General features: G+C 41.3%; 22 protein-coding genes and 2 pseudogenes. 13 read left to right on the top strand and 11 right to left on the bottom strand.

Going from position 1 to position 26,230, the window contains the following annotated elements:
• The first annotated feature begins 1 nt into the window (after position 1).
• Together E4T79_RS04120 and E4T79_RS04125 are read left to right on the top strand one after the other, a co-directional pair.
• Positions 2 to 853 (top strand): Cof-type HAD-IIB family hydrolase, encoded by an 852-nt coding sequence (locus E4T79_RS04120; RefSeq protein WP_228063787.1) that lies wholly within the window; start codon positions 2 to 4, stop codon positions 851 to 853.
• Positions 834 to 1,646, top strand: coding sequence for a Cof-type HAD-IIB family hydrolase (locus tag E4T79_RS04125; RefSeq protein WP_135027995.1), 813 nt, complete (start codon positions 834 to 836; stop codon positions 1,644 to 1,646). Before E4T79_RS04120 ends, E4T79_RS04125 begins: the two co-directional genes overlap by 20 nt.
• Positions 1,647 to 2,420: 774 nt before the next feature.
• On the opposite strand, the gene E4T79_RS04130 is transcribed toward E4T79_RS04125, so the two are convergent.
• The 4 genes from E4T79_RS04130 to E4T79_RS04145 all read right to left on the bottom strand — a co-directional run bounded on the left by E4T79_RS04130 (position 2,421) and on the right by E4T79_RS04145 (position 5,975).
• A complete protein-coding gene (locus tag E4T79_RS04130) occupies positions 2,421 to 3,203 on the bottom strand; it encodes an ABC-2 family transporter protein (RefSeq protein WP_135027997.1) in 783 nt (260 codons plus the stop codon).
• A 1-nt stretch (position 3,204) separates the two neighbouring features.
• Positions 3,205 to 3,984, bottom strand: a complete 780-nt coding sequence (locus E4T79_RS04135) for an ABC-2 family transporter protein (RefSeq protein WP_135027998.1) — start codon at positions 3,982 to 3,984, stop codon at positions 3,205 to 3,207.
• Entirely contained in the window at positions 3,977 to 4,960 is a 984-nt protein-coding gene (locus tag E4T79_RS04140; RefSeq protein WP_135028000.1) for an ATP-binding cassette domain-containing protein, read from the bottom strand. Before E4T79_RS04140 ends, E4T79_RS04135 begins: the two co-directional genes overlap by 8 nt.
• 481 nt (positions 4,961 to 5,441) lie before the next feature.
• Positions 5,442 to 5,975, bottom strand: coding sequence for a TetR/AcrR family transcriptional regulator (locus tag E4T79_RS04145; RefSeq protein WP_135028002.1), 534 nt, complete (start codon positions 5,973 to 5,975; stop codon positions 5,442 to 5,444).
• A 396-nt stretch (positions 5,976 to 6,371) separates the two neighbouring features.
• Between E4T79_RS04145 and E4T79_RS04150 the strand changes: the two genes are divergently transcribed.
• Positions 6,372 to 8,840, top strand: coding sequence for a YhgE/Pip domain-containing protein (locus tag E4T79_RS04150; protein WP_135028004.1), 2,469 nt, complete (start codon positions 6,372 to 6,374; stop codon positions 8,838 to 8,840).
• Between the two features lie 752 nt (positions 8,841 to 9,592).
• Here the strand turns inward: E4T79_RS04150 and E4T79_RS04155 are convergent.
• A complete protein-coding gene (locus E4T79_RS04155; protein WP_135028006.1) occupies positions 9,593 to 10,549 on the bottom strand; it encodes a S66 peptidase family protein in 957 nt (318 codons plus the stop codon).
• Positions 10,550 to 10,746: 197 nt separating this feature from the next.
• Here E4T79_RS04155 and E4T79_RS04160 point away from each other — a divergent pair, with 197 nt between their 5' ends.
• The 6 genes and pseudogenes from E4T79_RS04160 to E4T79_RS04185 all read left to right on the top strand — a co-directional run bounded on the left by E4T79_RS04160 (position 10,747) and on the right by E4T79_RS04185 (position 15,974).
• On the top strand, positions 10,747 to 10,878 hold the full coding sequence (locus E4T79_RS04160) for a teichoic acid D-Ala incorporation-associated protein DltX (RefSeq protein WP_135028008.1): 132 nt from the start codon (positions 10,747 to 10,749) through the stop codon (positions 10,876 to 10,878).
• Between the two features lie 9 nt (positions 10,879 to 10,887).
• Complete coding sequence (gene dltA, locus E4T79_RS04165) at positions 10,888 to 12,435, top strand: D-alanine--poly(phosphoribitol) ligase subunit DltA (RefSeq protein ID WP_135028088.1); 1,548 nt, start codon at positions 10,888 to 10,890, stop codon at positions 12,433 to 12,435.
• Positions 12,432 to 13,676, top strand: a complete 1,245-nt coding sequence (gene dltB, locus E4T79_RS04170; protein ID WP_135028011.1) for a D-alanyl-lipoteichoic acid biosynthesis protein DltB — start codon at positions 12,432 to 12,434, stop codon at positions 13,674 to 13,676. Before dltA ends, dltB begins: the two co-directional genes overlap by 4 nt.
• A gap of 13 nt (positions 13,677 to 13,689) precedes the next feature.
• Positions 13,690 to 13,929 (top strand): D-alanine--poly(phosphoribitol) ligase subunit DltC, encoded by a 240-nt coding sequence (gene dltC, locus E4T79_RS04175; RefSeq protein WP_135028013.1) that lies wholly within the window; start codon positions 13,690 to 13,692, stop codon positions 13,927 to 13,929.
• Positions 13,922 to 15,205, top strand: coding sequence for a D-alanyl-lipoteichoic acid biosynthesis protein DltD (gene dltD, locus E4T79_RS04180; protein ID WP_135028015.1), 1,284 nt, complete (start codon positions 13,922 to 13,924; stop codon positions 15,203 to 15,205). The genes dltC and dltD overlap by 8 nt, the downstream gene beginning before the upstream one ends.
• Positions 15,206 to 15,239: 34 nt before the next feature.
• Positions 15,240 to 15,974 (top strand): annotated as a pseudogene (locus E4T79_RS04185) (transposase).
• 402 nt (positions 15,975 to 16,376) lie between these two features.
• On the opposite strand, the gene E4T79_RS04190 reads toward E4T79_RS04185, so the two are convergent.
• From E4T79_RS04190 to E4T79_RS04205, 4 genes and pseudogenes are all read right to left on the bottom strand, one after another.
• Positions 16,377 to 17,183: a formate/nitrite transporter family protein gene (locus E4T79_RS04190; protein ID WP_135028017.1), complete on the bottom strand. Its 807-nt coding sequence runs from the start codon at positions 17,181 to 17,183 to the stop codon at positions 16,377 to 16,379.
• A 348-nt stretch (positions 17,184 to 17,531) separates the two neighbouring features.
• Positions 17,532 to 18,125: a TetR/AcrR family transcriptional regulator gene (locus tag E4T79_RS04195; protein WP_135028019.1), complete on the bottom strand. Its 594-nt coding sequence runs from the start codon at positions 18,123 to 18,125 to the stop codon at positions 17,532 to 17,534.
• Positions 18,126 to 18,519: 394 nt separating this feature from the next.
• Positions 18,520 to 19,092 (bottom strand): TIGR00730 family Rossman fold protein, encoded by a 573-nt coding sequence (locus E4T79_RS04200; protein WP_135028021.1) that lies wholly within the window; start codon positions 19,090 to 19,092, stop codon positions 18,520 to 18,522.
• Positions 19,092 to 19,409: pseudogene (locus E4T79_RS04205) on the bottom strand (MazG-like family protein). The gene E4T79_RS04200 and the pseudogene E4T79_RS04205 overlap by 1 nt, the downstream one beginning before the upstream one ends.
• 448 nt (positions 19,410 to 19,857) lie before the next feature.
• On the opposite strand from E4T79_RS04205, the gene E4T79_RS04210 reads away from it, so the two are divergent.
• A complete protein-coding gene (locus tag E4T79_RS04210; protein WP_135028023.1) occupies positions 19,858 to 19,962 on the top strand; it encodes a putative holin-like toxin in 105 nt (34 codons plus the stop codon).
• 414 nt (positions 19,963 to 20,376) lie between these two features.
• Positions 20,377 to 20,481, top strand: coding sequence for a putative holin-like toxin (locus E4T79_RS04215; RefSeq protein ID WP_167752617.1), 105 nt, complete (start codon positions 20,377 to 20,379; stop codon positions 20,479 to 20,481).
• Positions 20,482 to 21,222: 741 nt separating this feature from the next.
• On the opposite strand, the gene rpmG is transcribed toward E4T79_RS04215, so the two are convergent.
• Both rpmG and rpmF read right to left on the bottom strand, forming a co-directional pair.
• Entirely contained in the window at positions 21,223 to 21,372 is a 150-nt protein-coding gene (rpmG, locus tag E4T79_RS04220; RefSeq protein WP_002262412.1) for a 50S ribosomal protein L33, read from the bottom strand.
• Positions 21,373 to 21,387: 15 nt separating this feature from the next.
• On the bottom strand, positions 21,388 to 21,570 hold the full coding sequence (gene rpmF, locus E4T79_RS04225; protein WP_067088000.1) for a 50S ribosomal protein L32: 183 nt from the start codon (positions 21,568 to 21,570) through the stop codon (positions 21,388 to 21,390).
• Positions 21,571 to 21,921: 351 nt separating this feature from the next.
• Between rpmF and hisS the strand changes: the two genes are divergently transcribed.
• Both hisS and adhE read left to right on the top strand, forming a co-directional pair.
• Entirely contained in the window at positions 21,922 to 23,202 is a 1,281-nt protein-coding gene (hisS, locus tag E4T79_RS04230; RefSeq protein ID WP_135028091.1) for a histidine--tRNA ligase, read from the top strand.
• Between the two features lie 257 nt (positions 23,203 to 23,459).
• Positions 23,460 to 26,108 (top strand): bifunctional acetaldehyde-CoA/alcohol dehydrogenase, encoded by a 2,649-nt coding sequence (adhE, locus tag E4T79_RS04235; protein WP_135028025.1) that lies wholly within the window; start codon positions 23,460 to 23,462, stop codon positions 26,106 to 26,108.
• The last annotated feature ends 122 nt before the right edge of the window (positions 26,109 to 26,230 follow it).

Raw genomic sequence — 26,230 nt, forward strand, 5'->3', positions numbered from 1 at the left:
TATGATAAAACTGATTGCAACAGATATGGATGGAACTTTTTTAGATGATTGTGGTGAATTTGATCGTCAGCGGTTTGAGCGGGTTCTCCTACAATTAGAGGCAAGGGGAATTCCTTTTATTGTAGCAAGTGGCAATAGCTTGGCGCGCTTACTGGATCTCTTTGCGGGTTTTGAGCATCGGGTTTTATTTCTAGCAGAAAATGGTGCTCATTTCTACTGTAAGGGAAAGACGGTATTTTACAAGACCTTGGAGTCCAGTGTCATCAAAAAGCTGATTGAATATTACGAGGATCGAGTAGAAGAATATTGTTTGATGATTTCAAACGATAGGAGTATTTACATTGATAAGCGTTCTCCTCAGCCTTTTGCGGGGACAAATCTGGCTATTACAGAAGCGCACTTACAAGCCTTTTGGGATAAGATTGTTCGCCTGGATGACTTACGTGATGCGCTTCATGACACCACCATTACCCATGCGGCTTTTTGGGTCAAAGAGGAGCAGGTGAATATGCTTGTAGCAGAATGCAATCAAGTTTTTGGCAACCAGATACATGCGGTGACAAGTGGTTATGGCTCGGTGAGTATGTTACCCAAAGGCGTGCATAAGGCTTGGGGAGTGGAGCAGATTTTGAAACCACTAGGAATTAAAGCCAGTGACGTTCTTGCTTTTGGCGACAGCGATAATGATTTAGAGTTATTGTCCTATGCAGGACATTCCTATGCCATGGACAATGCGACCGCTCGGGTAAAGGCAGTAGCCAAATACCTTGCTCCATCACATGTTGACCAAGGGGTTCTTGCGGTGATAGAAGATTATTTAGAGGGTAAAGAAGATGCAACAATCAACCATTAAACTCGTTGCTTTTGATATGGATGGAACGTTTTTAAATTCGCAGAATGATTATGACCGTAAGCGTTTTGCACGTGTTTGGCGGCAATTACACGAACGTGGCATTCGGGTGGTCGCTATTTCGGGAAATCAGTACCAGCAAATCAAATCTTTTTTTCCAGATGTTCATGACCAGATGACCATTGTATCGGAAGTGGGATCTGTCATTGTAGAAAATGGTCAGAAGATTGTAGAGTACCATTTTGAACTGGAAACAGTAGCAGACTTGATTGCTTTGTTGGCACAAAAAAATCTTTTGCATCGTTGTTCTATCAGTGGCTTAAAAGCTCTCTATTTTGCCCAGAGTGCACCTGAAGATTTCAAGAAATTGATTACCAAGCACAATTATGAGTGGCAGGAAATTGAGGATTTGAGGAGTTTACCAGATGATGACTTCACTATTTTAACCTTGGATGTACCAGAAATGGACATTCGGGCTCTAGTGAAAGACTTAAATGCAATAGGAAAAGGAAGAGCGCGTGCAGTGTCGAGTGGTTTTAACTTCATCGATATTGTGCAACCAGATGTCAACAAAGGCACTGCGCTTCATTTTCTTGCCCAACGCTGGCAGATAGAGGCGTCTGAAATCATGGCTTTTGGTGATAGTGATAACGATTTGGAGATGTTGGCTTATGCGGAGCACTCCTATGCCATGCTAGGTAGCCCTGAGAGCGTTTGTCAGGCAGCGAAATTCCAAGCTCCCTCTAATGACACCTCAGGGGTCTTGCAGGTGATTGAAGAAGTGGTCTTATCCTAATGTGGTAAGGCTTTTTTGAGTTCTTGCCTATCGCTGTCAGCGAGCGATATGTAATAAAAATCAAATACAGACGAGGAAGTGCCACCTAAGATAGAACGTGGAGTTCATCGAGGCAAGTTGATAAAGTATCGTTTTGATGTTTAAAGACTAGGATTTCCATAGGAGAAAGTGGCAAATACTGCAGCAGCGAAAGATGTACTAGTGCACTGTTATCGGGCACTCTGCTGACTTCTTTGCGGATGCTCAGTATACCTGTTGAATGCAATAGAAAAGCATGATAGTGATGTACTGCACCTCAAAAGTTAGATTTTTAGTTCTAACTTTTGGGGTGCGGTTCATGATTACCGTGCTTTTTGTTTATCATTATAATATATATGCTTGAATGTTGCCCTCCCTCCTTGTAGTTTTTGAACTTGAGCTGAAACAGTTATTCATCCAAGCTAGGCATTTTAATTTCTAGGCTCGTTTTGAACCAGTCCCTGACCGTCCCCCTTTTCACTGTTGAGACTGGGTTGAAAAAGTTCTTGACTTACCCCCTCTTTCCTTTCTCCATTCGGGTTGAAGCCGAGATGAAAGCCCTAATTTTGTCGCCAGTTTTTCAAATTTATAATCCGCTGATTTTATCAGCTTTTATAGCTCTACTTTCTAGGTTTGGGTTAAAAAGTCTTTCAGTCCGCCTCGCTTTTTGGTTTCTGGGCTCGTGTAAAAAAAGTCTCTCATCCTACCTCGCTTTTTAGTTTCTGGGTTCGTGTTAAAAAAGTCTACTAGACTTTTTTAATTCCCTACACTGCTGAATTTTTTCATGCCGTACTTGAAGAGGGTGTAGTTAATGGTGAAAATGAGGACGATAACGAGAGGAAGTAGGAGTCCAGTGGTACTTCTGTTGAGAAAGTACAGGGCTGGGAAGTAGGAAGTAAAGGCGTAGGGAAAGATAAAAATCAGCAAGATTTGAATGGCCATTGGGTAGATGTTAATGGGATATTGAGCCATTTGGTTGAGCGAGAAAATTCCCACAGTAATGGGGAAAGATTCAACGATCCAAAAGGCAAGTGCAGTCGGTCCTAACTGGATAGCGGCATAGAGCAGACCAATGCAGATACAGCTGAGGGCAAATAAGAGCAGTTCCATAAGATTCCACTGGAGTTGTAGCATCTGGTAGGCTTTACTTGTTGCAATGATCCCGATGATGGTTGTGCCAATTCCCTGCAGTTGAATCCGTTCTGAAATCAACTGAAAGAGAGGGTTGATTGGTAAAACCATCAGTCGTTCAAACTCTCCTTCACGGATATAGCGACTACCAAACATCCAGAGATTGTCAAAGAAAATCAGATGTACTGACCGCCCAATGGTTGATATTCCGTAGACAAACAGCATTTGTCCGTAAGAAAATCCTGCAATTTCCTTGATATTTCCAAAGAGGACATTAAGGAAGATGAGGTAGACAAATTGTTCCATGAGAGATGAGAGAAGCCCGATGAAGAAGTCCATGCGGTAAGACATGGCAGCAATCAGAAAAGATTTGATATTGTAATAATAAAGTGTTGCGTATCGCTTCATCCTAACCTCCAAAAATAATCAGACGCTTCTTTGCCGTTTGCCAGAGGAAGTACATCAGCACAGTTAGAATAGGTACCCAGATGAATTGTATCCAAAATAGGCTGGTATCTACCTCTTTTCCTAAGAGAATATTGATGGGAAAATTGACTGCAAAGCTGTAGGGTAACATGTTTAGGATATTCGCAATTGGTGCAGGATAAAAACTCAAGGGCAAAAGCACACCGGCTGACAGACTGAAAATTCCCTCCCGCAAGACAAAAAGTCCCCACGTATTGACTGTGTAAAAAGAGAGTAGTCCAAAACCGAGATCCATGAGTTGGACCATAAACATGCCAAGAAGGCTGGTTAATAGAAACAGTCCCCAGACTTTGGCGTCAGGTAGATAAAACTCAGGATTGACCAAGGGGATAACGGCTAAGACCAAGAGGAACTTTATAGCTTCAATGATTTTTAGCCCAAAATCGTTAAAAAAGAGAGCTGTAATTGGTGAGTAAGGCAGAAGTAGTTCGCCTGTGATGTTTCCTTTGACAATGGAGCTGGCTAAATTACGACCAATGCTAAAGCTATTGAGATTGTTCAAGAGGTTGGCAAAGATAATATAGGTTGTAAAGGTCGCAAGGCTATAGCCCTTGACCTCGGATTGGGCAAGGAAAATCGTTTTCCAGACAAAGAGGGATACCAGTATTTTTACCAACATTGAAGTGAGTGTTGCTATAAAAAAGGACTTGTACTGCAACTGCAAAATGAGCATTTGCCGAGTAACGTGAAGATACTTAATCATGAAGCCCCTCCTCATAAATGCGCTTGACAATTTGCTCAATCGTGATTTCTTTCATGGTCACATCTTCAATAGGATATTGGGCAAAGGCAAGCTGGATAATCTGAGCGTTATTGAGGTGTTCAGTTTGGTAATGAATCTCAAAATGATGTGAGTCAAGCTGTTTCCATTCAAGGTGTGGAGCTTTCAGTGGAGCTTCAATAGCTGTATGCGTAGTGAAAGCAATGGTTTTGACCTTGGAAAAGTTCTTTTTCAAATGTGTCAGACTACCATCGTAGACTTTTTGTCCCTTATCAATGATGACAATCCGCTCGCAGAGACTTTCAATGTCCTGCATATCGTGAGAAGTGATGAGAAAGGTTGTTTGAAATTCCTGGTTCATGGTACGGATAAAATTACGGATTAGCTCCTTAACACTTGCATCTAGTCCAATGGTAGGTTCGTCCAAAAAGACAATAGCAGGTTGGTGGAGAAAAATCGCTGCGAATTCACACTTGACCCGCTGACCGAGAGAAAGATTACGAACAGGTTGGTTGAGAATACTTTCTAATTCCAAGAGTTTTGTCAGATGTTTGAGTCGTTCTTGATAAAGAGAATCAGGGACATCATAAATCTTGGCATGGAGAAAGAAAGATTCGATAACAGGAATGTCCCATCGAAGATGAGATTTTTGACCGAATAAAACACCAATTTGCCGATTGATAGCAGTCCGAGCTTTGGATGGATCAAGACCGTTAATCAAGACCTGTCCCTCATCGGGATAGAGAATGCCTGTCAGCATTTTAATAGTCGTTGACTTTCCGCTTCCGTTTGAGCCTATGTAGCCGATGATTTCACCTTTTTGAATAGAGAGGGAAATGTTCTTGACAGCAGGAATATAGCGTTTTTTCGGACGGAAAAAAGACTTAATTGACCCCAACAAGCCAGCTTCCTTATCCACGAGTGTGTAAGTTTTTGATAAATGATGTGCTTCAATCATGGGAACTCCTCAAAATTTAGAAAATCACTATAGAAAACGTTTGCAAAAACTATTGTAGCACGTTACTTTTAGAAATACAAGCTACTATTAGTTTGAATTGATAACAATACATGAACCTCATTCATGAAGCAAAGGTTTATCTTATAAGAGATATTTCTGTAGAGAAACGAGATACAGTAGGGAGTGGGAAAGAACTCAAAATACATAAGCAAGAGTCCGGTTTTTACCTTATTTCCTGCATTCTAGCTTCGGGTGGAAACGGTCTATTCCCAGACCATTTCACCTCCCGCACAGCTCCAACGGCATGATAGCCATTAAAGCGACCACTGCGTCAACATCATTCGGTTCATAAAGTGAGAGAGCTGGGACTTTTTGCCAAGCCTCATGTTGGCATTCAGAAAGCGGACCTTTTGCTCTAACAGCACTTTGTGTGTTTGTCTTGGGATGAATGAAAAAAATCCGCTTGTAGGAGCGGATTGGATTACGGTAATAATTTCATAACCAGAGTGGTCATCTCAGTCGGAGATTCAGCTTTTCCTTTGTTAATCCAGGCTTGGACAATACCAAAGAAAGCGTGAGCGAAGTAAATGCTACAGTAGTCTTTTTCTACTTCGGACAAGGTATCAAGATTGATGCGATCTGCCAAGTCATTGTTGATGAAGAGACGGACCTTATTGATAAGGAAGGCTTGGATTTCTTGACTGCCGTTGTGGGTGAGGAGGGCAGATAGGAGTTGTTCGCGAGAGAGGAGGACGAAGATTTCAAGGAAAACTTCTTTTCGCTCGCGTCTATACTGGGTGATAATATCTTCTATCTCAATAAATAAGGCCTCTTGGTAGGCTTCAATCAACTGGTATTTGTCCCGATAATGGGTGTAAAAGCTGGAGCGACTGATGCCTGCTGTCTGGGCGAGGTGAGTGGTAGTAATCTCATTGAATTGCTGGTGTTGTAAGCAGGTCACCATGGCTTCTAAAATGGCTTTTTGGGTTTCTTTGCGTCGTGTATCCATGCCCATTGTTTCTCCTTTTTGCACATTGTTGGACAATGTGTCCAAAACTAGTTTTTGAAACTTGATTTTGTCTGCTGGCTTTGTATAATATACTATATCATATTTTGGACGGTGTGTCTAATATTGGTCGGAATCACATTCTGAAGTCGGTCATCCAGCTTAAAATCTTGCTCTCCCCTTTTAGGTAGTGGAGACAGGTTGCTCGTCTAGAAAGCAAGGAGAGACAAGCCCTCTGAAATCGAGATGATATCGCCTCCTAAGTTGGATGTTGTTTTTATAGTCCTTTCGTTTATCTTTTATTATTTCGTTAACTCGCTTTGCCGTACTCTAGTACAGCCTGCAACTCGTTGCCTAGTACTAAAAGTAAGCTAAAAGACTATATAAAGTATGAAGGAGAATAGTATGTTAGAACAAATGAAGCATATCCTAAAAAAGCCAAGCCTATGGATTGTGATGATTGGGGTTGCCTGTATTCCAGCCCTTTATAATCTAAGTTTTTTAACCTCCATGTGGGATCCCTATGGCAATGTCAAGAATTTGCCTGTTGCGGTAGTCAATAAAGATCTAGCATCTGAATTTCAGGGTAAAGACTTGAAGATTGGGCAGGACATGGTGAAATCAATGAAAGAAAGTGAGAACCTTGATTTTCACTTTGTCTCAAGTGAAGATGCAGAAAAAGGGTTAGAAGCAGGTACCTATTATATGGTTGTCACCTTGCCAGCTGATTTGTCCCAAAAAGCTGCTAGCCTCTTGACAGACAAGCCAGAGCAATTAAAGATTGACTATCAGACCTCAAAAGGTCATAGTTTTGTCGCTGCAAAAATGGGCGAATCAGCCATGAATAAGCTTCAAGAATCTGTGTCCGAAAATATTACCCAAACCTATACAAGAGCAGTATTTTCTAGCATGTCACAATTACAAGCTGGTCTCGGTAAGGCAGCAGATGGGGGACAGCAGCTCAATCATGGAAGTCAGGCTCTTGTGGCAGGAAGTCAGACGTTAGCAAATGGCTTGGGGACGCTTGCAACCTCTACTCAAACCCTGTCAGAAGGAGCAGATCAGCTCCACTCAGGTCTCGTTCGCTATACGGACGGTGTAGCCCAAGCCACAAGGGGTGGAACGGGGCTTGTAAATGGTTTATTACCCTATACGAATGGTGTAGAAAGTCTAGCCGGAGGAGCTAGTCAACTGGATGACAAGTCTGCTGAATTACTTGCAGGGGTCAAGCAACTACAGTCTGGTCAAGACCAGATTCAAGAGTTAGTTGCAGGGGCTAATCGAATTAGTGATAGCTTGTCACAATTAGCTACAGCAACGACCTCATCGAAAGAGCAGGAAGCGAGCCTAGTTAGTTTAATCCAAGGTCTTTCCGGTTTACAAGAAGGCATCAACGAACTAAATACGCACGTTTCAGGGTTGACGGTTCCAAATCTTGAAACGGCGACAATTACAACTAGTTTACAGACGATTGGGGCTCAGGCCCAAACCATGATAGTTTCTAGCCAGGCAGATAAGGAAGCTAGTATAGTAGCCCTGCAAGCAACATCAGCTTATCAGACCATGGATGCTAATCAACAAGCGGAATTAGTAGCAGCTATTGAGGCGCATCCGTCTACAACGGTAGCACAGGCACAGGCGATTTTACAAGAACTTGCTAGCATGCAGAACACTCTTGCTGTTTTGGGAAATACAGGCGGAATGGCAGGCCAAGTAGCAGGTTTGAAAGAGGGAGTTCAACAATTAGCAGCTGGAGCCAATCAAGCCTTGCCAGGTGCCACTATGGCGATTACAGAATTGTCAGGTGGTCTTCATCAGGCAAATAGTGCTCTTTCTCAATTAGCATCAGGTAGTCAAACCTTGGCAGGAGGTGTAGGACAATTGCAGTCTGCCTTGGCAAGTGGTAGCGATCGTCTCGGACAAGGCGTGACCCTCTATACTGATGCGGTTGCCCAGCTGAGTAATGGGGCTAACCAGTTAGTCAAAAACAATGGCAAGATCATGGCAGGAGCAAGTCAAATAGCCTCAGGTCTTGAGGCTCTAGATAGCAACTCTGCAAGTCTTGTAACGGGCGTCGGGCGCTTGGCTGACGGCTCTAAGCAATTACAGGCAGGTACGGACAAATTGCAAAGTGGTGGTCAAGAACTGGTCGCTGGAGTTGATAAACTCCAGACAGGAACAGATAGTTTGGCAGGTTCTTTGAGTCAGGCGCATGAGCAACTATCTCTTGTTGCGGTGGAGCGTAACAATGCGGATATGGTGTCAAAACCTGTTACGCTATCTCATCAAGATAAGGATAAGGTTCCGACCAATGGGGTAGGTATGGCGCCTTATATGGTGTCTGTTGCTCTGATGGTTGTGGCTCTTTCAACCAATGTCATTTTTGCTAAACGTATCGACGGGAAAGAATATAGCTCACGTTCAGAGTGGGCAAGTAATAAGCTCGTAATCAATGGTACTATTGCGACACTAGCTAGTGTGATTCTGTACGCTACACTTCATTTGATTGGCATAGACTCAAGCTATCCCCTTGCAACCTTTGGTCTAATTCTCCTTGCGGCCTGGACTTTCATGGCTCTGGTTACAGCTCTGATTGGCTGGAATAATCATTTAGGATCGTTTGCGGCCTTGCTTCTCTTATTATTACAACTGGGCTCAAGTGCAGGAACCTACCCGATTGAGTTAAGCCCAAACTTTTTCCAAAAGGTTCAACCCTATTTACCAATGACCTATACGGTGGCAGGTCTCCGTCAGACCATTTCCATGGGAAATCATATCAGTCACCAGGTAACCATTTTGAGCCTATTTCTCATCGGGTTCATGGCGTTAGGTCTCCTTATCTTCCGTCCAGTTCGAATAGATGCTGAGAAATGAGAAAATCCCCAGTTATGGGGATTTTAGGTAGAAGAAAAAGAGTGGCTTATGTGCTAGTCCCTAAAGATTTGGAATTATAAATACAAGGATTTGGTTCTGTATTGTACAAGACCAAGTCCTTTTCGTTTTTGTAGTAAAAAGCTACTCAGTGATAGCTAGCATTAGTTCACCCAGTGAGGGAAAGGTTTTTTATAGTTATAGAACATCTCCGACTGTAGGAGATTAAAGAACCCTCATTATCTGTGCTGTTTTCTTTGAGTGGTAGGGAGAGAACGATTCATTTTAGTCCTAAAATGTTGGAGTGAGACTGGTATTGATATTGTTCCTTAGAAAAAGCTTCATCTCTTATTTCTTGCTTCAAGGTAAGGGAATGAGGGATGTTTCTCCTGGTTCAGGGCCTCGTATTTATAACAAGGAATTGGCTGACGGAATTTATCCCTGCGAAAATCAACTTCAAATGGGGTCAGCAGCACTTTTCTGTACCTCAAGTACAGCCTGTACCTAGCTTTGCTATTGTTATTTTCAACTTTTTATAGTCTTTTAGTTTACTTTTAGTACTAGGCAAGGAGCTGCAGGCTGTACTGGAGTATGGCAAAGCGAGTGAACGAAGTAATAAAAGATAAACGAAATGACTATACAATTCTTAAATAGACCTCTATCTCAATAGCCTAATTTCATAGAACATTACCTCAAACATTAGATTTTCTAGCTCACTTTGGAGTGCGCCGTTCCATTTCATGAGATATGACTTTCTACTCTTTCTCAACATGTACAGCCATGGTCTGGGTATCGACGTGTATTTTTGCTCCGATAGGAATTGTAAAAAGAGGTTGCGTATGGGCAAAGTCCATATCGTACATCACTGGAATTGTCTTTAATATAGGATATTTATCCAGGATATAGAGTAGGAGTTCTTGGGTCATGCCACATTCTTTTGGGAAACGCCCGATGAGAACGGCTTTTGGCTCTGGATAGGCTTGGAGAAGTGCTGCTAGCGTTCGATCAAAGTCGTAGTAATCATTTTCTTCGGCCTCTTCTAAAAAGAAAAGGTAGTCTTCTTCCTGCGGTGCATAGGGTGTACCACGTAGAAGCGAGAAAGTTGAGAGATTACCACCGAGAGCAGTCGCCACGGCTTGTCCATGATGATACACTTTCCACTCGGTCTTGTGAAAAATCATCTCTGCATCGGGGAGATACCAGGCATTACTACCCCATTTTTTGCTTGGAGTTAAGCTATAGGAAGTTTGGGTCAAGGCTTTTAGCCAACTTTCAGTCTGATAGTCTTGGAGTGCTTCCATTTTAAAGCTAGAATAGGCAGGCCCCATGTAGGTTTTGAGTCCTGTCTTAGCATAGATAGCATTGAGTAGAGCCGTGGTGTCTGAATAACCACAAAAAGGTTTGGGGTGTGCTTTTATCAAGTCATAGTCCAAATAAGGGAGGAGCTCATTGCAGTTAAAACCACCGATTGTGGCTAAAATCATGTCTACGCAATCATCTAAAAATGCTTCGTGTAAGTCTGTCACACGGCTTTCAATCGATGCAGAGCCGAGCAAATCATGCTCATTGTAGTGTCTTGAAAATGAGAGTTGAAAACCAAGACGTTCCAAACGCTCTTTGGCAGCAAGATTGGCATCGAAACCGCCGATGCGTTTAATGGATGATGAGGGACTGAGTATGCGGATATGGGCATTTTTGCTGAGCTTTTTCATAGAGGAACCTCCTTTTGATGTCCTGTTATTATACGCCTTTTTATAGAGGAATGCAAAAAACAACATATTGATGGGGAAATGATGATACGAGTTGTTTTAGAAACAAGGGGAGGAATCCGCAACGGTTTTAGATTGAATATTTCTTATAGAACATGGTAAAATAGAGTGACTATTTTTGGATAAATGAGTGATTCGAGATGAAACAATATCAAATTGTATGCAAGTTTGTAGGGCAAACATTACTGTATTTTGTGATTTTTCTGGCTCTATTATACTTTTTTTCCTACCTTGGACAAGGACAAGGTGGCTTTATTTATAACGAATTTTAGAGGTGAATGGTGACACGATTGATGATTAAGGATATGATTGAAACGATTGAGCAGTATGCAGTGACTCAGCCAGACTTTCCCGTCTATAATATCTTGGGTGAAGTGCATACCTATCGTGATTTGAAAGAAGATTCAGATAGTCTCGCAGCAAAGATTGATAGTCTTAACCTACCTGCAAAATCTCCTGTCCTTGTCTTTGGTGGACAAGAATATGAAATGCTTGCAACCTTTGTAGCGCTTACTAAGTCTGGTCATGCCTACATTCCGATTGATAGTCACTCTGCCTTGGAGCGAGTGTCGGCTATTTTAGAGGTGGCAGAGCCGGGTTTGGTTATCGGGATTGTAGATTTTCCCTTGGAAGTGTCTATACCCAAGCTGAATCTTTCTGATATCAAGGATGCTTTTGTAGAAAAAACAGCCTATACTATAACCCATTCGGTTAAGGGCGATGATAACTACTATATCATTTTTACCTCTGGTACAACTGGTCAGCCTAAGGGGGTGCAGATTTCTCATGATAATCTGCTCAGCTTCACCAACTGGATGATTACAGATAAGGAGTTTGCTACACCAAGTCGTCCCCAGATGCTGGCTCAACCTCCGTATTCTTTTGATTTATCGGTCATGTATTGGGCACCGACCCTAGCGCTAGGAGGAACCTTATTTGCTTTACCAAGTAGTATGGCGCAGGACTTTAAAAAATTATTTGCAACGATTTTGGATTTGCCAATAGCCATTTGGACTTCGACACCGTCTTTTGCTGATTTGGCTATGTTATCTGAAGATTTCAATGCTAAGAATATGCCACACATCACGCATTTCTACTTTGATGGCGAGGAATTGACCGTTAAAACAGCTCAAAAACTTCGCGACCGTTTTCCGAATGTACGGATTATCAATGCCTATGGTCCGACTGAGGCAACGGTTGCCCTTTCAGCAGTAGCAGTGACAGATGAGATGTTGAAAACTCTCAAACGTTTGCCGATTGGCTATACAAAAGACGATTCACCAACATTTATTATCGATGAAAAAGGGAATAAACTGCCAGTTGGTGAGCAGGGAGAAATTATCATCTCGGGTCCTGCCGTATCAAAAGGTTATCTGAACAATCCTGAAAAGACAGCGGAAGCCTTCTTTGAATTTGAGGGTTTACCAGCTTACCATACAGGGGATGTGGGTGCTATGACGGAAGAGGGGCTGCTGTTATATAGTGGTCGAATGGATTTCCAAATCAAGTTTAACGGCTATCGCATTGAGCTAGAAGATGTTTCTCAAAATCTTAATAAATCACAATATATCAAATCTGCAGTTGCTGTTCCGCGCTACAACAAGGATCACAAGGTGCAAAATCTCTTAGCCTATGTCATCTTGAAAGAGGGTGTGCGCGAGCAGTTTGAACGTGATATTGATATGACCAAGGCAATCAAGGAAAACTTGGAGGATATTATGATGTCTTATATGATACCCTCCAAATTCCTCTATCGTGAAAGTTTACCTTTGACACCAAATGGGAAGATTGACATTAAGGGCCTAATCAATGAGGTAAACAACCGATGATGGATTTTCTAAAGCAGTTTCCGCATTTGGAGCCTTATGGGGAGCCTCAGTATTTCGTTTATCTACTTGCAGCGGTGTTCCCCATTTTTATTGGTCTATTTTTCAAGAAGCGCTTTGCCTGGTATGAGGGATTGGTGAGCCTGGCATTTATTGTCTTTATGTTGACAGGGGATAGTCCGGCTCAACTTGTGGCTCTCTTCTTTTATGTAACCTGGCAAACAAGCTGGGTCTTTAGCTATAAATGGTACCGGACAAAAAAGGATAACAAATGGATGTTTTATCTCCATGTTTTGCTTGCAGTCCTACCTTTAACGTTGGTTAAGGTTCTACCTGCTATTTCAGGTCATCAATCGCTCTTTGGCTTTCTAGGCATTTCCTATCTGACTTTCCGTTCGGTTGGTATGATGATTGAGATGCGAGATGGTGTCTTAAAAGATTTCAATCTATGGCAATTCTGGCGCTTTTTACTGTTTCTGCCGACTTTTTCAGGCGGTCCGATTGATCGTTTCCGTCGCTTTGAAGAAAATTATCGCAGTATCCCTAATCGAAACGAGTTACTCGATATGCTAGAGGTGGCTGTGCGCTATCTGATGCTGGGATTTTTGTATAAATTCATCTTGGCCCATATCTTGGGTTCCATGATTTTACCACCGCTCAAGCAATATGCTCTATCACAAGGTGGTTGGTTCAATTTGCCGACTTTGGGAGTCATGTATGCCTTTGGACTTGATTTGTTCTTTGACTTTGCAGGCTATTCTATGTTTGCGGTTGCTATTTCCTATCTGATGGGGATTGATAGTCCACGAAACTTTGACAAGCCTTTTTTATCGTGCGATCTCAAGGAATTTTGGAATCGTTGGCATATTAGCTTATCATTTTGGTTCCGTGATTTTGTATTCATGCGCTTGGTCATGGTTTTCATGCGCAATAAGGTCTTTAAAAACCGCAATACAACGTCAAGTGTAGCCTACTTGCTCAATATGCTTCTCATGGGCTTGTGGCATGGTGTGACCTGGTATTATATCGCTTACGGTCTCTTTCACGGTCTAGGTTTGGTGGTTAATGATGCTTGGATTCGTAAGAAAAAAGCGCTTAATAAGGAGCGTCAAAAAGTAGGGCTTGCCCCCTTGCCTACCAATCGCTTTACACAGGCTCTAGGAATGGTAGTGACCTTTCATGTGGTGATGTTGTCATTTTTAATCTTTTCTGGATTTTTAAATGACCTATGGTTTAAGAAATAAAAAGGAGTTTTTGATGGATATTAAAGCAGAAGTAATTGAAATAATTGATGAATTGTTTATGGAAGATGTGTCAGAAATGATGGATGAAGACTTGTTTGATGCAGGTGTTTTAGATAGTATGGGAACGGTGGAGTTGATTGTTGAAATCGAATCTCGTTTTAATATCCGTGTACCCGTGTCAGAATTTGGGCGTGATGACTGGAATACAGCCAATAAAATCATCGAAGGGATTATGGAGTTGAGAAATGCTTAAGCGCCTATGGCTCATTTTAGGCCCAGTCTTTTGTGCAGCCTTGTTGGTCGTTTTCTTACTCGTCTTTTATCCGACAAATCTTCACCATAATTTTCAGGCAGAAAAACGTTCTGCTGTGACACTGACTGCTACTAGCTTTAAGGGACGAATGCCAAAAGTTCAGGCACTTACAGATACCAATCACCGCTTTGTTCCTTTCTTTGGCTCAAGCGAGTGGTTGCGCTTTGATAGTATGCATCCGTCTGTTTTAGCGGAGAAGTATGACCGTGGCTACCGTCCTTACTTATTAGGACAACGCGGTGCGGCTTCTCTCAACCAATATTTTGGCATGCAGCAGATGTTGCCAGAACTTGAAAATAACACAGTTGTGTATGTCGTATCACCCCAGTGGTTTACCAAGACGGGTTATGATGCGAGTGCCTTTCAGCAGTATTTTAATAGTGACCAGTTGACCAGTTTTTTGACCCAACAGACAGGAGATAAGGCTGCTCATCATGCGGCAGAGCGCCTCTTGCAGCTCTATCCGAATGTTACGATGGCAGATATTGTCAAGAAAGTCGCAGAAGGATCAGATTTATCTGCGTCAGAAGACCAGTTTATGAATCTGATGGCGCGCATCAACAAGCGACAGGACATATTTTTTAGTAGTTTGATACCAAGTTATAATCACTACTATGACCGAGCTGTATTGCCAAGATTGGACCAGTTACCAGAGGAATTTTCTTACGAAGCTCTTGAAAAAGTAGCAATTCAAGAAGCGAAAGAACACACCAAGAGCAATGATTTAGGGATTGACGATCAGTTTTACAAGAAACGGTTAAAATCAAAAATAGAGCAACTAAAGGGTGCCCAAAAAAATGTATCCTATATTAAGTCCCCTGAATACAATGATTTGCAACTGGTTTTAACTCAGTTTGCCAAATCAAAGACCAATGTTCTCTTTGTCATTCCACCAGTGAATGAGAAATGGATGGCGTATACAGGCTTACGTGAGGACATGTATCAACAGACCGTTGAAAAGATTAAGTATCAACTACAGAGTCAAGGTTTTACCAATATTGCTGATTTTTCAAAAGATGGTGGTAGGCCTTACTTCATGCAAGATACTATTCACATGGGCTGGCTTGGTTGGCTCGAATTTGACAAGGTGGTAGATCCTTTTGTTGCAAATCCCCAACCTGCTCCTACTTATCAGCTCAACCCAGCTTTTTTCAGTAAGGAATGGGCTACTTATGATGGTGAAGTGAAAGAGTTTTCACTGGATAGGGCAAAATGATATAAAAGCAGTACAGTTGTGAGATGCTATTGATATGGTATATTCACTAGATTTTCGTAAAAAAGTGATCGCATCTTGTAACAAAATAGGTCGTATTTCAGAAGTAGCTACTGTTTTCCAAATCTCACGTAATGCCATTTAGGAATGGTTAAAACCCAGAGAGAAAAAGAGGTGAGTGTAGTAACCAAGTCAAGAAAAGTGGATAAAGACAAACGAAGAGCCTATCTTGAAGCTCATCTGGCTGTCATCCAACTGTTATCCACTATGCTCTCAAAGCTACCTACGGGATACTCTCGAAAAAGAACGACCAAGCATCTGAAAAAGCAGAATGGTTTCTTAAAGATGTCAATAACTTAAGGCAACCTCCTGTTTAGAGTGATGAAACGAGTTTTGATACCTGCTTTTACCGAGAGTACGGTTGCCCATTGAGAGATTCATTGACAGTAGGTCAAGCATCTGGAAGAAGATGCCGGAGGATATCTTTCCTTGCGGGTTTGATAAGTGGTGAGCTTGTAGCTCTGATGATTTACGAAGATACTATGACGAGCGACTTTTTCGAAGCCTAGTTTCAGAAATTCTCGTTACGAATGTTAGATACAGTATCTGTTATTATGATAGCTAATACAAGGGTTCATGGAATGACTAGGATAAAGGTCTTATGGGAAGAGCAAGGTCATCAACTTCTAGCTCTTCCTCCCTATTCACTGACGACAAGTCCATTGGGAAAACATGGGCTCATATCAAAAAGCACCTCCGAAAAGTATCGTAGTTCGGCATTACTTTTCGGAGGTGCTGTTGTCCTAGTATTGTTTGAAATAGTCATTTAGTTTATATTTTTATTACTTCGTTAACTCGTCTTGCTGTACTCCAGTACTACCTGGGACTCCTTTCCTAGTACTAAAAATAAACGAAACGGTTATACCAAATAGGGAGGGGGAAAGAAGTTGATAGGTAGGTAGAAAAAGAGTTCGGTTTCTCCCGTACTCTTCTCCCATTCTAGGTTCGGGCTGAAACGGTCTATTTCCTCCCATCCCTGCACAAGTTGATGAGGTTGGCTTTAGAATGTAAAACACGAACAAATCTGCTGCAACGACTGCGCTGATACCTTGATACGAACTCTGAGAAGTGGAGGTGGACTTTCTGTCCAGCCTCTTTTTGTTGGTATTGAGTATCAGTCTATATAGGTGGTCGGTTGTGCATTCAACCAGCTGTAGAGTAGCCCGATTACCAAGCCACCACCGACATAGTTTCCTAAACCTGAGAAGAGGAAATTAGACAGGACGGATAAGCTATTCATGCCTTCGACGGGGCCTCCTGTTGCAAAGATAGCAAGAGAGAAGCTTGAAAAATTGGCAATAACGTGCTCGAAGCCAAAGAAAGCAAAGATAAAGATGATGAAGATGACTCCTATTATTTTTCCGGCGTCATCTTTCATTTTTAGAAAGGCAAAGACGGCGATATTGACTACCATATTGGCAAAAATCCCTTCGATAAACTGGGTTAGAGGTGTTTTCGCTATTTTAGCAATCGTACCTTGAATCAGGTAGCTATCGGTCGCCACATGCCCGATTGAAAAAGGGGTTGTTTGTGCAATGAGGAAGCAGACCAGTATTGCTCCGATAAAGTTAAAGAAAATGCAGCTAGCTAAGATTTTCAGAGCTGTCTTGGTCGGAATGACTTTGCGGTAGATAGCAACCGTCATATACATCATATTGGAGGTTCCAAGTTCTGCATTCATATAGAGAATCATAAGAAGCCCCCAGCCGAACATGACACTATAGCTGAATTTTCCAAGTCCTGCTGCCACATGTTCGATCTTGTCTGCTGTATAGAGCGAAATCGTAATTCCTAGTGCCAAATAGGCACTAGCAAAAATAGAGCGGAGAGCATAAGCCCAATAGTTGCTTTCAAACAGAGCTGCTTTTTTCTTGATGCTTTTCTCAAGCATATACATTAAGGTTTGATCTTGTGCTGCCAAAATAGATACCTACTTCATGTTTAATTTGATAATTTTATCACAATCTATACTATACCAAAAAATGTCAGAAAATGTAAAGGCTTTTATAAAGAAATTTCACACCAAGGCATAAAATGGCCAGTTTTGAACCTCGACTTGTGAACGAAGAGTTTGATAAGAGATATCGTCATTTCGTTTATCTTTTATGACTTCGTTTACTCGCTTTGCTGTACTCTAGTACAGCCTGCAGCTCCTTGCCTAGTACTAAAAGTAAACTAAAAGACTATATGTCTACGAGAAGCAAGGTGAGGAGTTTCTAATTTTGGGGAAAATAAGAAAGAATGAAATGTGGACTTTCTACATTTCATTCTAAGCGTTTTTGTCTTGAGAAAAAATCCTTTTTGTATCGCTTCTTTCTGTTTCCTCCAAACCAGAAACACGACTATCGATCACTTCTAGGAAATAGCTGGCAATGGTCTGTTCATCAATCGCTTGTCGCTGTTGCAACCACCAGTTAATGGTTTCGATGAAAGTTGTTGCGACAAAGTGCTCTAAAAAAGTTTCAGGAACGTGTTTTCTTTTGTGGATGAGTGGTGTGCGAACAAGTGGAAAGACATAACGATGCAATTCTTTTTTGAGTCGGTTTGTAAAATACAAATTATTAGATAGCAAAAGAGTTGCAACCTTGTCTTGATTGTTTCTGAAATGGTAGAAGATATGAGCAAGAGTTCCGTGAATATCGTTTTGTGCTTGAGGCTTGGCAAAGCTGTGGGCAAAGAGATCTTCGCAAATCTCCTCTAGTAACACCTCCTTGCTTGCAAAATGGGCATAAAAGGTCGAACGTCCCACATCTGCTAAGTCGATAATATCCTGTACTGTAATCGTATCGTAGTTTTGCTGGTTGAGCAAGTGGATAAAGGCTTGGTAAATAGCTGCACGTGATTTTTTGATTCGTCTGTCCATCGTTGTTGTACAAATGCAGACTATCTGGTATAGTCGTTTCGTTCTTTTTTATATCTTGGTTTACTCGCCTAGCCTTAAAAGCAAACGAACCTACTATAATGATATCCAGATCAATCTGTACCGTGTTTCTTTCTGTAGAGTAATGAATGGTCGGGTCTTTCGGTTTAAATTTATTACATTACTGCCTCGTCTTGCTTAATTCCAGTTATGCCTGGGGCTTGTTGCCTAGTGCTAAATCCAACTGAAAGACTATAAAATCAAACAAATGGTTTGGTTCTGAATATAGTATACATCAATTTGCAGAAAAAGACTCAAAAAGCAATTTTATAGAGTACGGCAAAGCGAGTGAACGAAGTCATAAAAGATAAACTAAAGGACTATAAGCTTTTGAGCTTTAGATAGATTTCTTATATTCACGAGCTGCGGGTGGTTGGTAGGCTGTAATAAATTGCTCAATTTGGTCTAGCTTGTCTGAAAAGAGTGTCTTTTCACGGTCTTCAAGGGTTAGAAATCCTGCTGTAACCATGGTATCAAAGAATTGCTCTAAGGCTTGATAGTAGCCTGCGATGTTAAAGAGAATGCAGGGCTTATCATTTTTCCCAATTCTAGCCCAGGAGATGACCTCGCTGATTTCTTCTAAAGTGCCAGGTCCGCCGGGTAGGGCGATAAAGACATCTGCATCTTGAATCAACGCCAGTTTGCGTTCAGACATGGTTTCAACTGTACGGAGTTCCGAGAGATTGGGGTGGGCAAGTTCACAGTCTTTTAGAAATTCTGGAATGATGCCAATCACCTGTCCACCGTGTGCCAGGACGGTATCTGCAATCAAGCTCATAAGACCTGTATTGCCACCTCCATAGACAAGGGTATGCCCATTTTCCCCAATCCATTTTCCAAGAGCTATTGTTCCTGCTTGGTAGGCAGGATTTTCCCCTAAACTTGCTCCACAGTAGACGGTTACTTTCATTAGTCCCTGAACCTTTCTTCTAATTTTTGCTTGTGGCTTGCCATACTTCCTCTATTGAAATCTGATATTTATCCGCAATGATAAAGAGATTGTCCAAGACATGGCCTAGCTCCCCGCGAATGCGAGCGGAGGTTTTCTTCTTGACTGTTAACTGGCTCATCTGGTCAATCGCGTCCAATCTCCATTTTTCAAATGGCATGCGCCAATTCTCCTACTTCTTTGTAGAGAAAATTCGTCCGAAGAAAGGGATTGTAGGTAGACCAGTTGCGCTTCTTATAACATTGACTAACCCAATCTTGATATTCTCTAATGGCCATGCAGACTTTCTAACGATCATTATCAATAGTATAGCATGAGTAGATGAGAAAAGCGAGTGAAGATTTCAGATATGACACGGCTTTCTTGAAATCTTCAGCTCCGAAAAGACAGGTAGAAAAAGGCTTCGCTTTCTCCTTACTTCTTCCATATCTAGGTTTGGGCTGAGACGGTCTGGGAATAACTATTGCTTCCACCCGTAGGTCAGATTTGGAGCGTAAAAAGGGAACAAATATGAGTAAAAAGTCCCAATAAAATTACCAATGGTAAAATCATACAGTTTGAAGAAGTGTTATAAATAGGCCAACAAAAACCTGTTTATATATTGAACCAGATTTTAAAACATGCTATACTATATAAGTGGAAAAGTTAAGGCGGTGGCTCTGATTTCTGAAAGGTGGTGGTGCTTATGAATGTAGGTGCTAAAATCCAAAGAGAAAGGAGCGACTATTGTCGATTTACGAGGCCATACAGCTCATGCTTGGGTTCGGTAGTTTTATACTGTCACTCATTGGCTTAGTTGTTATTATCGTAAAAATGAACAATAAAAAATAACCGTCTGAACTTTGGCAAGCTGACGATTATTTTTAATAATTACAGATCTGCCACCGTCTTAAACGGTTCTGCATGGGGTAGTTGTTGGTGCAACTGCCCTTTTCTGTTACCATTATATCTAAAATGATATAAACTGTCAATAAAATAAGAAAGGCGCTATTTTGTAGATGTGATTTATAAGAGAAAGTTTGCCTACCTTTGACAGTGGTTTTGAGTATCCATTTAAAATGGATACTCCATACAGTTTGAAGAAGTGTTATAAATAGGCTAACAAGAACCTATTTATATATTGAATCAGATTTTAAAACGTGCTATACTATATAAGCGGAAAAGTTAAGGCGGTGGCTCTGATTTCTGAAAGGTGGTGGTGCTTATGAATGTAGGTGCTAAAATCCAAAGAGAAAGGAGCGACTATTGTCAGTTTACGAGGCCATACAGCTCATGCTTGGGTTCGGTAGTTTTATACTTTCGCTCATTGGCTTAGTTGTTATTATCGTAAAAATGAACAATAAAAAATAACCGTCTATGTCCAACTTTTGGGGGTCAGTACACTGTAACTTTGGTCGAGTTAACGGTTATTTTTTAACGGTTATTTTCTGCCACCGTCTTAAACGGTTCTGCATGGGGTAGTTGTTGGTACAACTGCCCTTTTCTGTTACCATTATATCGAACATTGCATAAATTGTCAATCAAGCTGGACAAAAAATGAGACGTAGATAGTGTTTTAAGATATGGAAGATGTTAGGGATACGGAGGTGTTGTAAGCAATAAAAGCGGATGAAAATCGTTTAGCTGAAGTAGAAAGTTATGGAGAGGCAGAAGAAATCAGATGAGATAAAGCGACCTTATTTTGAAACTTTAGATTGGTACTAGGCAGACTTGCAAAAGCTATCCTGGATTGATACAAATGGATAATATAAGAGAAGAGGTCATTTAACAGAATGTGATGTAAGCCGTCTGATTGATTTTTTGGTACATAAATCGGAGAGTATGTCGAAAAGAATGTTAGCTTTGTTTTGGTAGCATATGGATCAAACACTACTACATCAACACTAGCGGGACAGTATGTTGTGGATGTAGAAAAAATCAAATAAAGGAACTGCACTTCTGGGAAAGGGAGAAGGCTATTATTCAGAAGACAATGCTGGAGTTGAGTGATGAAGTGCCAAGGAAACAAGCGGACAAAAATCGGGTAACATGAGTTTCTAGGTGATAAAAAAGCCCAGAAACGTTGATTTCAAGGGCTTTCTGTATATCGTCTTATTTCACCTCAGTGAAAATGACGTGCTTACGCAATTTTGGTGAGTATTTTTTTAATTGAAGACGGTCTGGAGTGTTACGTTTGTTTTTAGAAGTAAGGTACAAGCGTTCACCAGATTCTTTGTGTTCAAGTGTGATATTTACGCGCATGGTATCTCCCCTCTATTATTCAGCTGCAGCAGCTTTAGCGATTTTACGTCCTTTGTAGTATCCTTTCAAAGATACACGGTGAGAACGTGAGTAATCCCCAGTAGTTTCATCAAATTTTACAGATGGAGCTGTCAATTTGTAGTGTGTACGACGTTTGTTTTTTTTCGCTTTTGATGTGCGACGTGCAGGTACTGCCATTTCTTTTTTCCTCCGTATGATATAAAAGGCGTAAAAAAGCGATTGAAAATAAGGAAATCATCGAACCAATCACAGGATCGGAAAGGGATTTATCTATTTTCTGAGCTTTTAGCCCGTATTCAAATACAATAATTGTATGTATGGTCTTTGCCAACTTTATTAGGATATCATATTTTTGTTGTAAAGTAAAGTTACTTGACAGAGTTTTTTTGAAAAAATTAATAGGCTAAATTTTTAAAGAGGAAACTTTTTAACCAATAGGAAAATCCTGTGAAATATGCTAGAATGGAAAGAAAGTACAGAAAGGAAATGTCTACCCTGCGATTTAGGGTCGTTCATCTTATTTATTTTATGAAATTGCAAAAACCTAAAGGAACTCAAGATATCTTGCCCCAAGAATCTGCCAAGTGGCAGTATGTAGAAGCCTTTGCTCGCAACACCTTTAGTAGATACAACTATCAAGAAATTCGCACGCCAATTTTTGAGCATTATGAAGTCATCAGTCGTTCTGTTGGAGATACGACGGATATTGTCAGCAAGGAAATGTATGATTTCTATGATAAGGGAGAGCGTCACATTACGCTTCGTCCGGAAGGAACAGCTCCTGTAGTTCGCTCTTATGTAGAGAATAAACTCTTTGCGCCTGAGGTGCAAAAGCCTGTTAAATTGTACTACATGGGCTCCATGTTTCGCTATGAGCGTCCGCAGGCAGGGCGTTTGCGTGAGTTTCACCAGATTGGTGTGGAGTGCTTTGGCTCTAATAATCCTGCGACAGATGTAGAAACGATTGCGATGGCTGCACAATTTTTCAAGGAAATTGGTATTCAAAATGTAACCTTGCATTTAAATACTTTGGGAAGTATGGAGAGCCGCACAGCTTATCGCAAGGCCTTGATTGACTATTTGACACCGCTCAAGGAAACCCTGTCAAAAGATAGCCAGCGCCGCTTGGAAGAAAATCCGCTCCGCGTTCTTGATAGCAAGGAAAAAGAAGACAAGGTAGCTGTAGCAAATGCTCCGTCTATCCTGGACTACTTGGATGAGGAAAGTCAAGTACATTTTGATACGGTGCGTGAAATGCTTGAGACCTTGAAGATTGACTATGTGATTGATACCAATATGGTGCGTGGTCTTGATTATTACAACCATACGATTTTTGAATTTATCACAGAGGTATCTGGAAGTGAGTTGACTATCTGTGCAGGTGGTCGCTACGATGGCTTGGTCGAGTATTTTGGTGGACCGGCAACACCAGGTTTTGGCTTTGGTATGGGGTTTGAGCGCCTGCTCCTTGTACTTGAGAAGCAAGGAGTGGAACTTCCATTGAAAGAAGAACTGGATGTCTACATTGCTGTTTTAGGGCAGGAGGTGAATGACAAGGCTTTAGAGTTGGTACAGGCTCTGCGCAGTCAAGGCTTCAAGGCAGAACGTGATTATCTGGGGCGCAAGCTGAAAGCCCAGTTCAAGTCTGCGGATCAATTTCAAGCTAAACTGATTCTGACACTTGGGGAAAGCGAAGTAGAGCAAGGACAAGTGACTGTGAAGAACAATCAAACGCGGGAAGAAATGACCGTTCCTTTGGAGCAGGTGTTGACGAATTTTACAGTTGTTTTTGAAAATATGACGAAATAATCATGAAAATCAGGAAAACTCCTCTCAATTTTCCTGATTTTTTATTTGTGAAACAAAAAAAGTTTGAGAAAAATATCACAATGTTAACGAAAAAAGGCAGATTTTTCGCTATATTTGAGAAAAAATCACAATATTTTTAAAATAGTTTGTGAAATATTTAACAAGTTCTTTACAAGAAGGTGGAAAAGGTGTAGAATATATTTGTGAAAAAGTTAACAAATAAAAGTTAACAGAAAACAATTTTGGAGGAACCATAGATGGCTGAGAAAATAGTATCACCAGAGGAAAAAGTAGCAGAAGCTCGCACACACGTTGACGGACTTGTTCAAAAGGGATTGGTAGCCCTTGAAGAATTTCGCCAACTGAATCAAGAGCAGGTAGATTATATCGTAGCCAAAGCGTCAGTTGCCGCTCTTGACCAACACGGAGTCCTAGCCCAACATGCACGTGAAGAAACAGGACGTGGAGTGTTTGAAGATAAGGCTACTAAAAACTTGTTTGCCTGTGAGCATGTTGTGAACAATATGCGCGGTGTAAAAACAGTAGGCATCATTGAAGATGACGAAGTAACAGGTTTGACCTTGATTGCAGAGCCAGTTGGTGTTATCTGTGGTGTAACTCCAACTACCAACCCGACCTCAACAGCTATCTTTAAATCATTGATTGCTCTTAAAACGCGCAATCCAATTATCTTTGCTTTCCACCCGTCTGCTCAAGAATCATCTGCACATGCAGCTCGTATCGTTTATGAAGCAGCGGTAGCAGCTGGTGCTCCTGAAAACTGTATCCAGTGGATTACAAAACCGTCAATGGAAGCAACTTCTGAGTTGATGAAACATGATGGTATCGCAACAATCCTTGCAACAGGTGGTAATGCTATGGTGCGTGCGGCGTACTCATGTGGAAAACCAGCTCTTGGTGTAGGTGCGGGTAATGTGCCAGCTTATGTTGAAAAATCAGCAAATATTCGCCAAGCAGCGCATGATATCGTAATGTCTAAATCGTTTGATAATGGTATGGTATGTGCGTCTGAACAAGCGGTGATTATCGATAAAGAAATCTATGATGATTTTGTAAAAGAATTCAAGTCCTACCATGTTTACTTTGTTAATAAGAAAGAAAAAGCCCTTCTCGAAGAGTTCTGCTTTGGTGCCAAAGCCAACAGTAAAAACTGTGGCGAAGCAAAATTGAATGCAGATATCGTTGGTAAACCAGCTGCATGGATTGCGGAGCAAGCAGGTTTTAAAGTGCCAGAGGGAACTAATATTCTTGCGGCAGAAGTTGCAGAAGTAGGTCCAAAGGAACCATTGACACGTGAAAAATTATCACCAGTCATCGCTGTCTTGAAATCAGAATCTCGTGAAGATGGTATGGAAAAAGCAAGCCAAATGGTTGAATTTAATGGCCTAGGTCACTCTGCGGCTATCCATACAGAAGATGAAGACTTGGCCAAAGAATTTGGAACGCGTGTCAAAGCTATCCGTGTTATCTGGAATTCTCCATCTACTTTTGGTGGTATCGGTGATGTTTACAATGCCTTTCTCCCTTCATTGACACTCGGTTGTGGTTCTTATGGTCGCAACTCAATCAGTGATAACGTGAGCGCCTTGAACTTATTGAACATTAAAAAAGTGGGAAGACGGAGAAATAATATGCAATGGTTTAAAGTTCCATCAAAAATTTATTTTGAACGTGACTCAATCCAATACCTCCAAAAAATGGCAGGTGTCGAACGTGTCATGATCGTAGCCGATGAATTGATTGTCAAACTCGGTTTCGTTCAACGGGTCATCGAGCAATTGCAATTACGTACCAATAAAGTCATGTATACAGTGTTCTCAGATATTGAGCCAGATCCAGACATTACAACTGTTGAACGTGGTGCAGAAGCGATGAAATCATTCGCACCAGATACCATTATTGCTATTGGTGGTGGTTCTGTCATGGATGCTGCGAAAATTATGTGGCTCTTCTATGAACAACCAGAAGTAGACTTCCGCGATTTGGTACAAAAATTCATGGATATTCGGAAACGTGCCTTCCGCTTCCCAGAATTGGGTCAAAAAGCTAAATACGTTGGTATTCCAACAACATCAGGTACAGGTTCAGAAGTGACACCATTTGCCGTCATCTCTGACAAGAAAAATAACCGCAAATATCCTCTTGCTGACTACTCATTGACGCCAACGATTGCGATTGTAGATCCAGCTCTTGTCTTAACAGTTCCAGGATTTGTAGCAGCAGATACAGGTATGGATGTCTTGACGCACGCGACTGAAGCCTATGTTTCTCAAATGGCGAATGACTATACAGACGGTATTGCACTTCAAGCGATTAAACTTGTTTTTGAAAACCTTGAAAATTCTGTTAAGAATGCAGACTTTACTTCTCGCGAGAAGATGCACAATGCCTCTACAATGGCAGGGATGGCTTTTGCCAATGCTTTCCTAGGAATTTCTCACTCCATTGCCCACAAGCTCGGTGGACGTTTCCACACAGTTCACGGTCGTACCAATGCTATCTTGCTACCATATGTTATCCGTTACAACGGTACACGTCCAGCTAAAGCAGCAACATGGCCTAAATACAACTACTACCGTGCAGATGAGCGCTACCAAGAGATTGCTCGCATGCTAGGCTTGCCAGCTTCAACTCCAGAAGAAGCTGTGGAATCTTATGCGAAAGCAGTGTATGATCTTGGTGAACGCGTTGGAATCAAGATGAATCTAAGAGAGCAAGGTGTTGATGAAAAAGAATTGAAGAAATACTCACGTGAGTTGGCTCTTCTTGCCTATGAAGATCAATGTACACCTGCAAATCCACGTCTTCCAATGGTGGATCATATGCAAGAAATCATTGAAGATGCTTACTATGGCTATAAAGAACGCCCAGGTCGTATCAAATAAGGATGACCATTCCCCAATAAAATAAAACGAGAGCAAGGACAATTGTGAGGTTGAAGTCTAGATTGTCCTTGCTCTTTTATTTATAGTCTTTTCGTTTGCTTTTAGTACTAGGCAAGGAGCTG

Source organism: Streptococcus sp. LYSM12 (assembly GCF_004569635.1).
In the GTDB taxonomy this organism is placed as follows: domain Bacteria; phylum Bacillota; class Bacilli; order Lactobacillales; family Streptococcaceae; genus Streptococcus.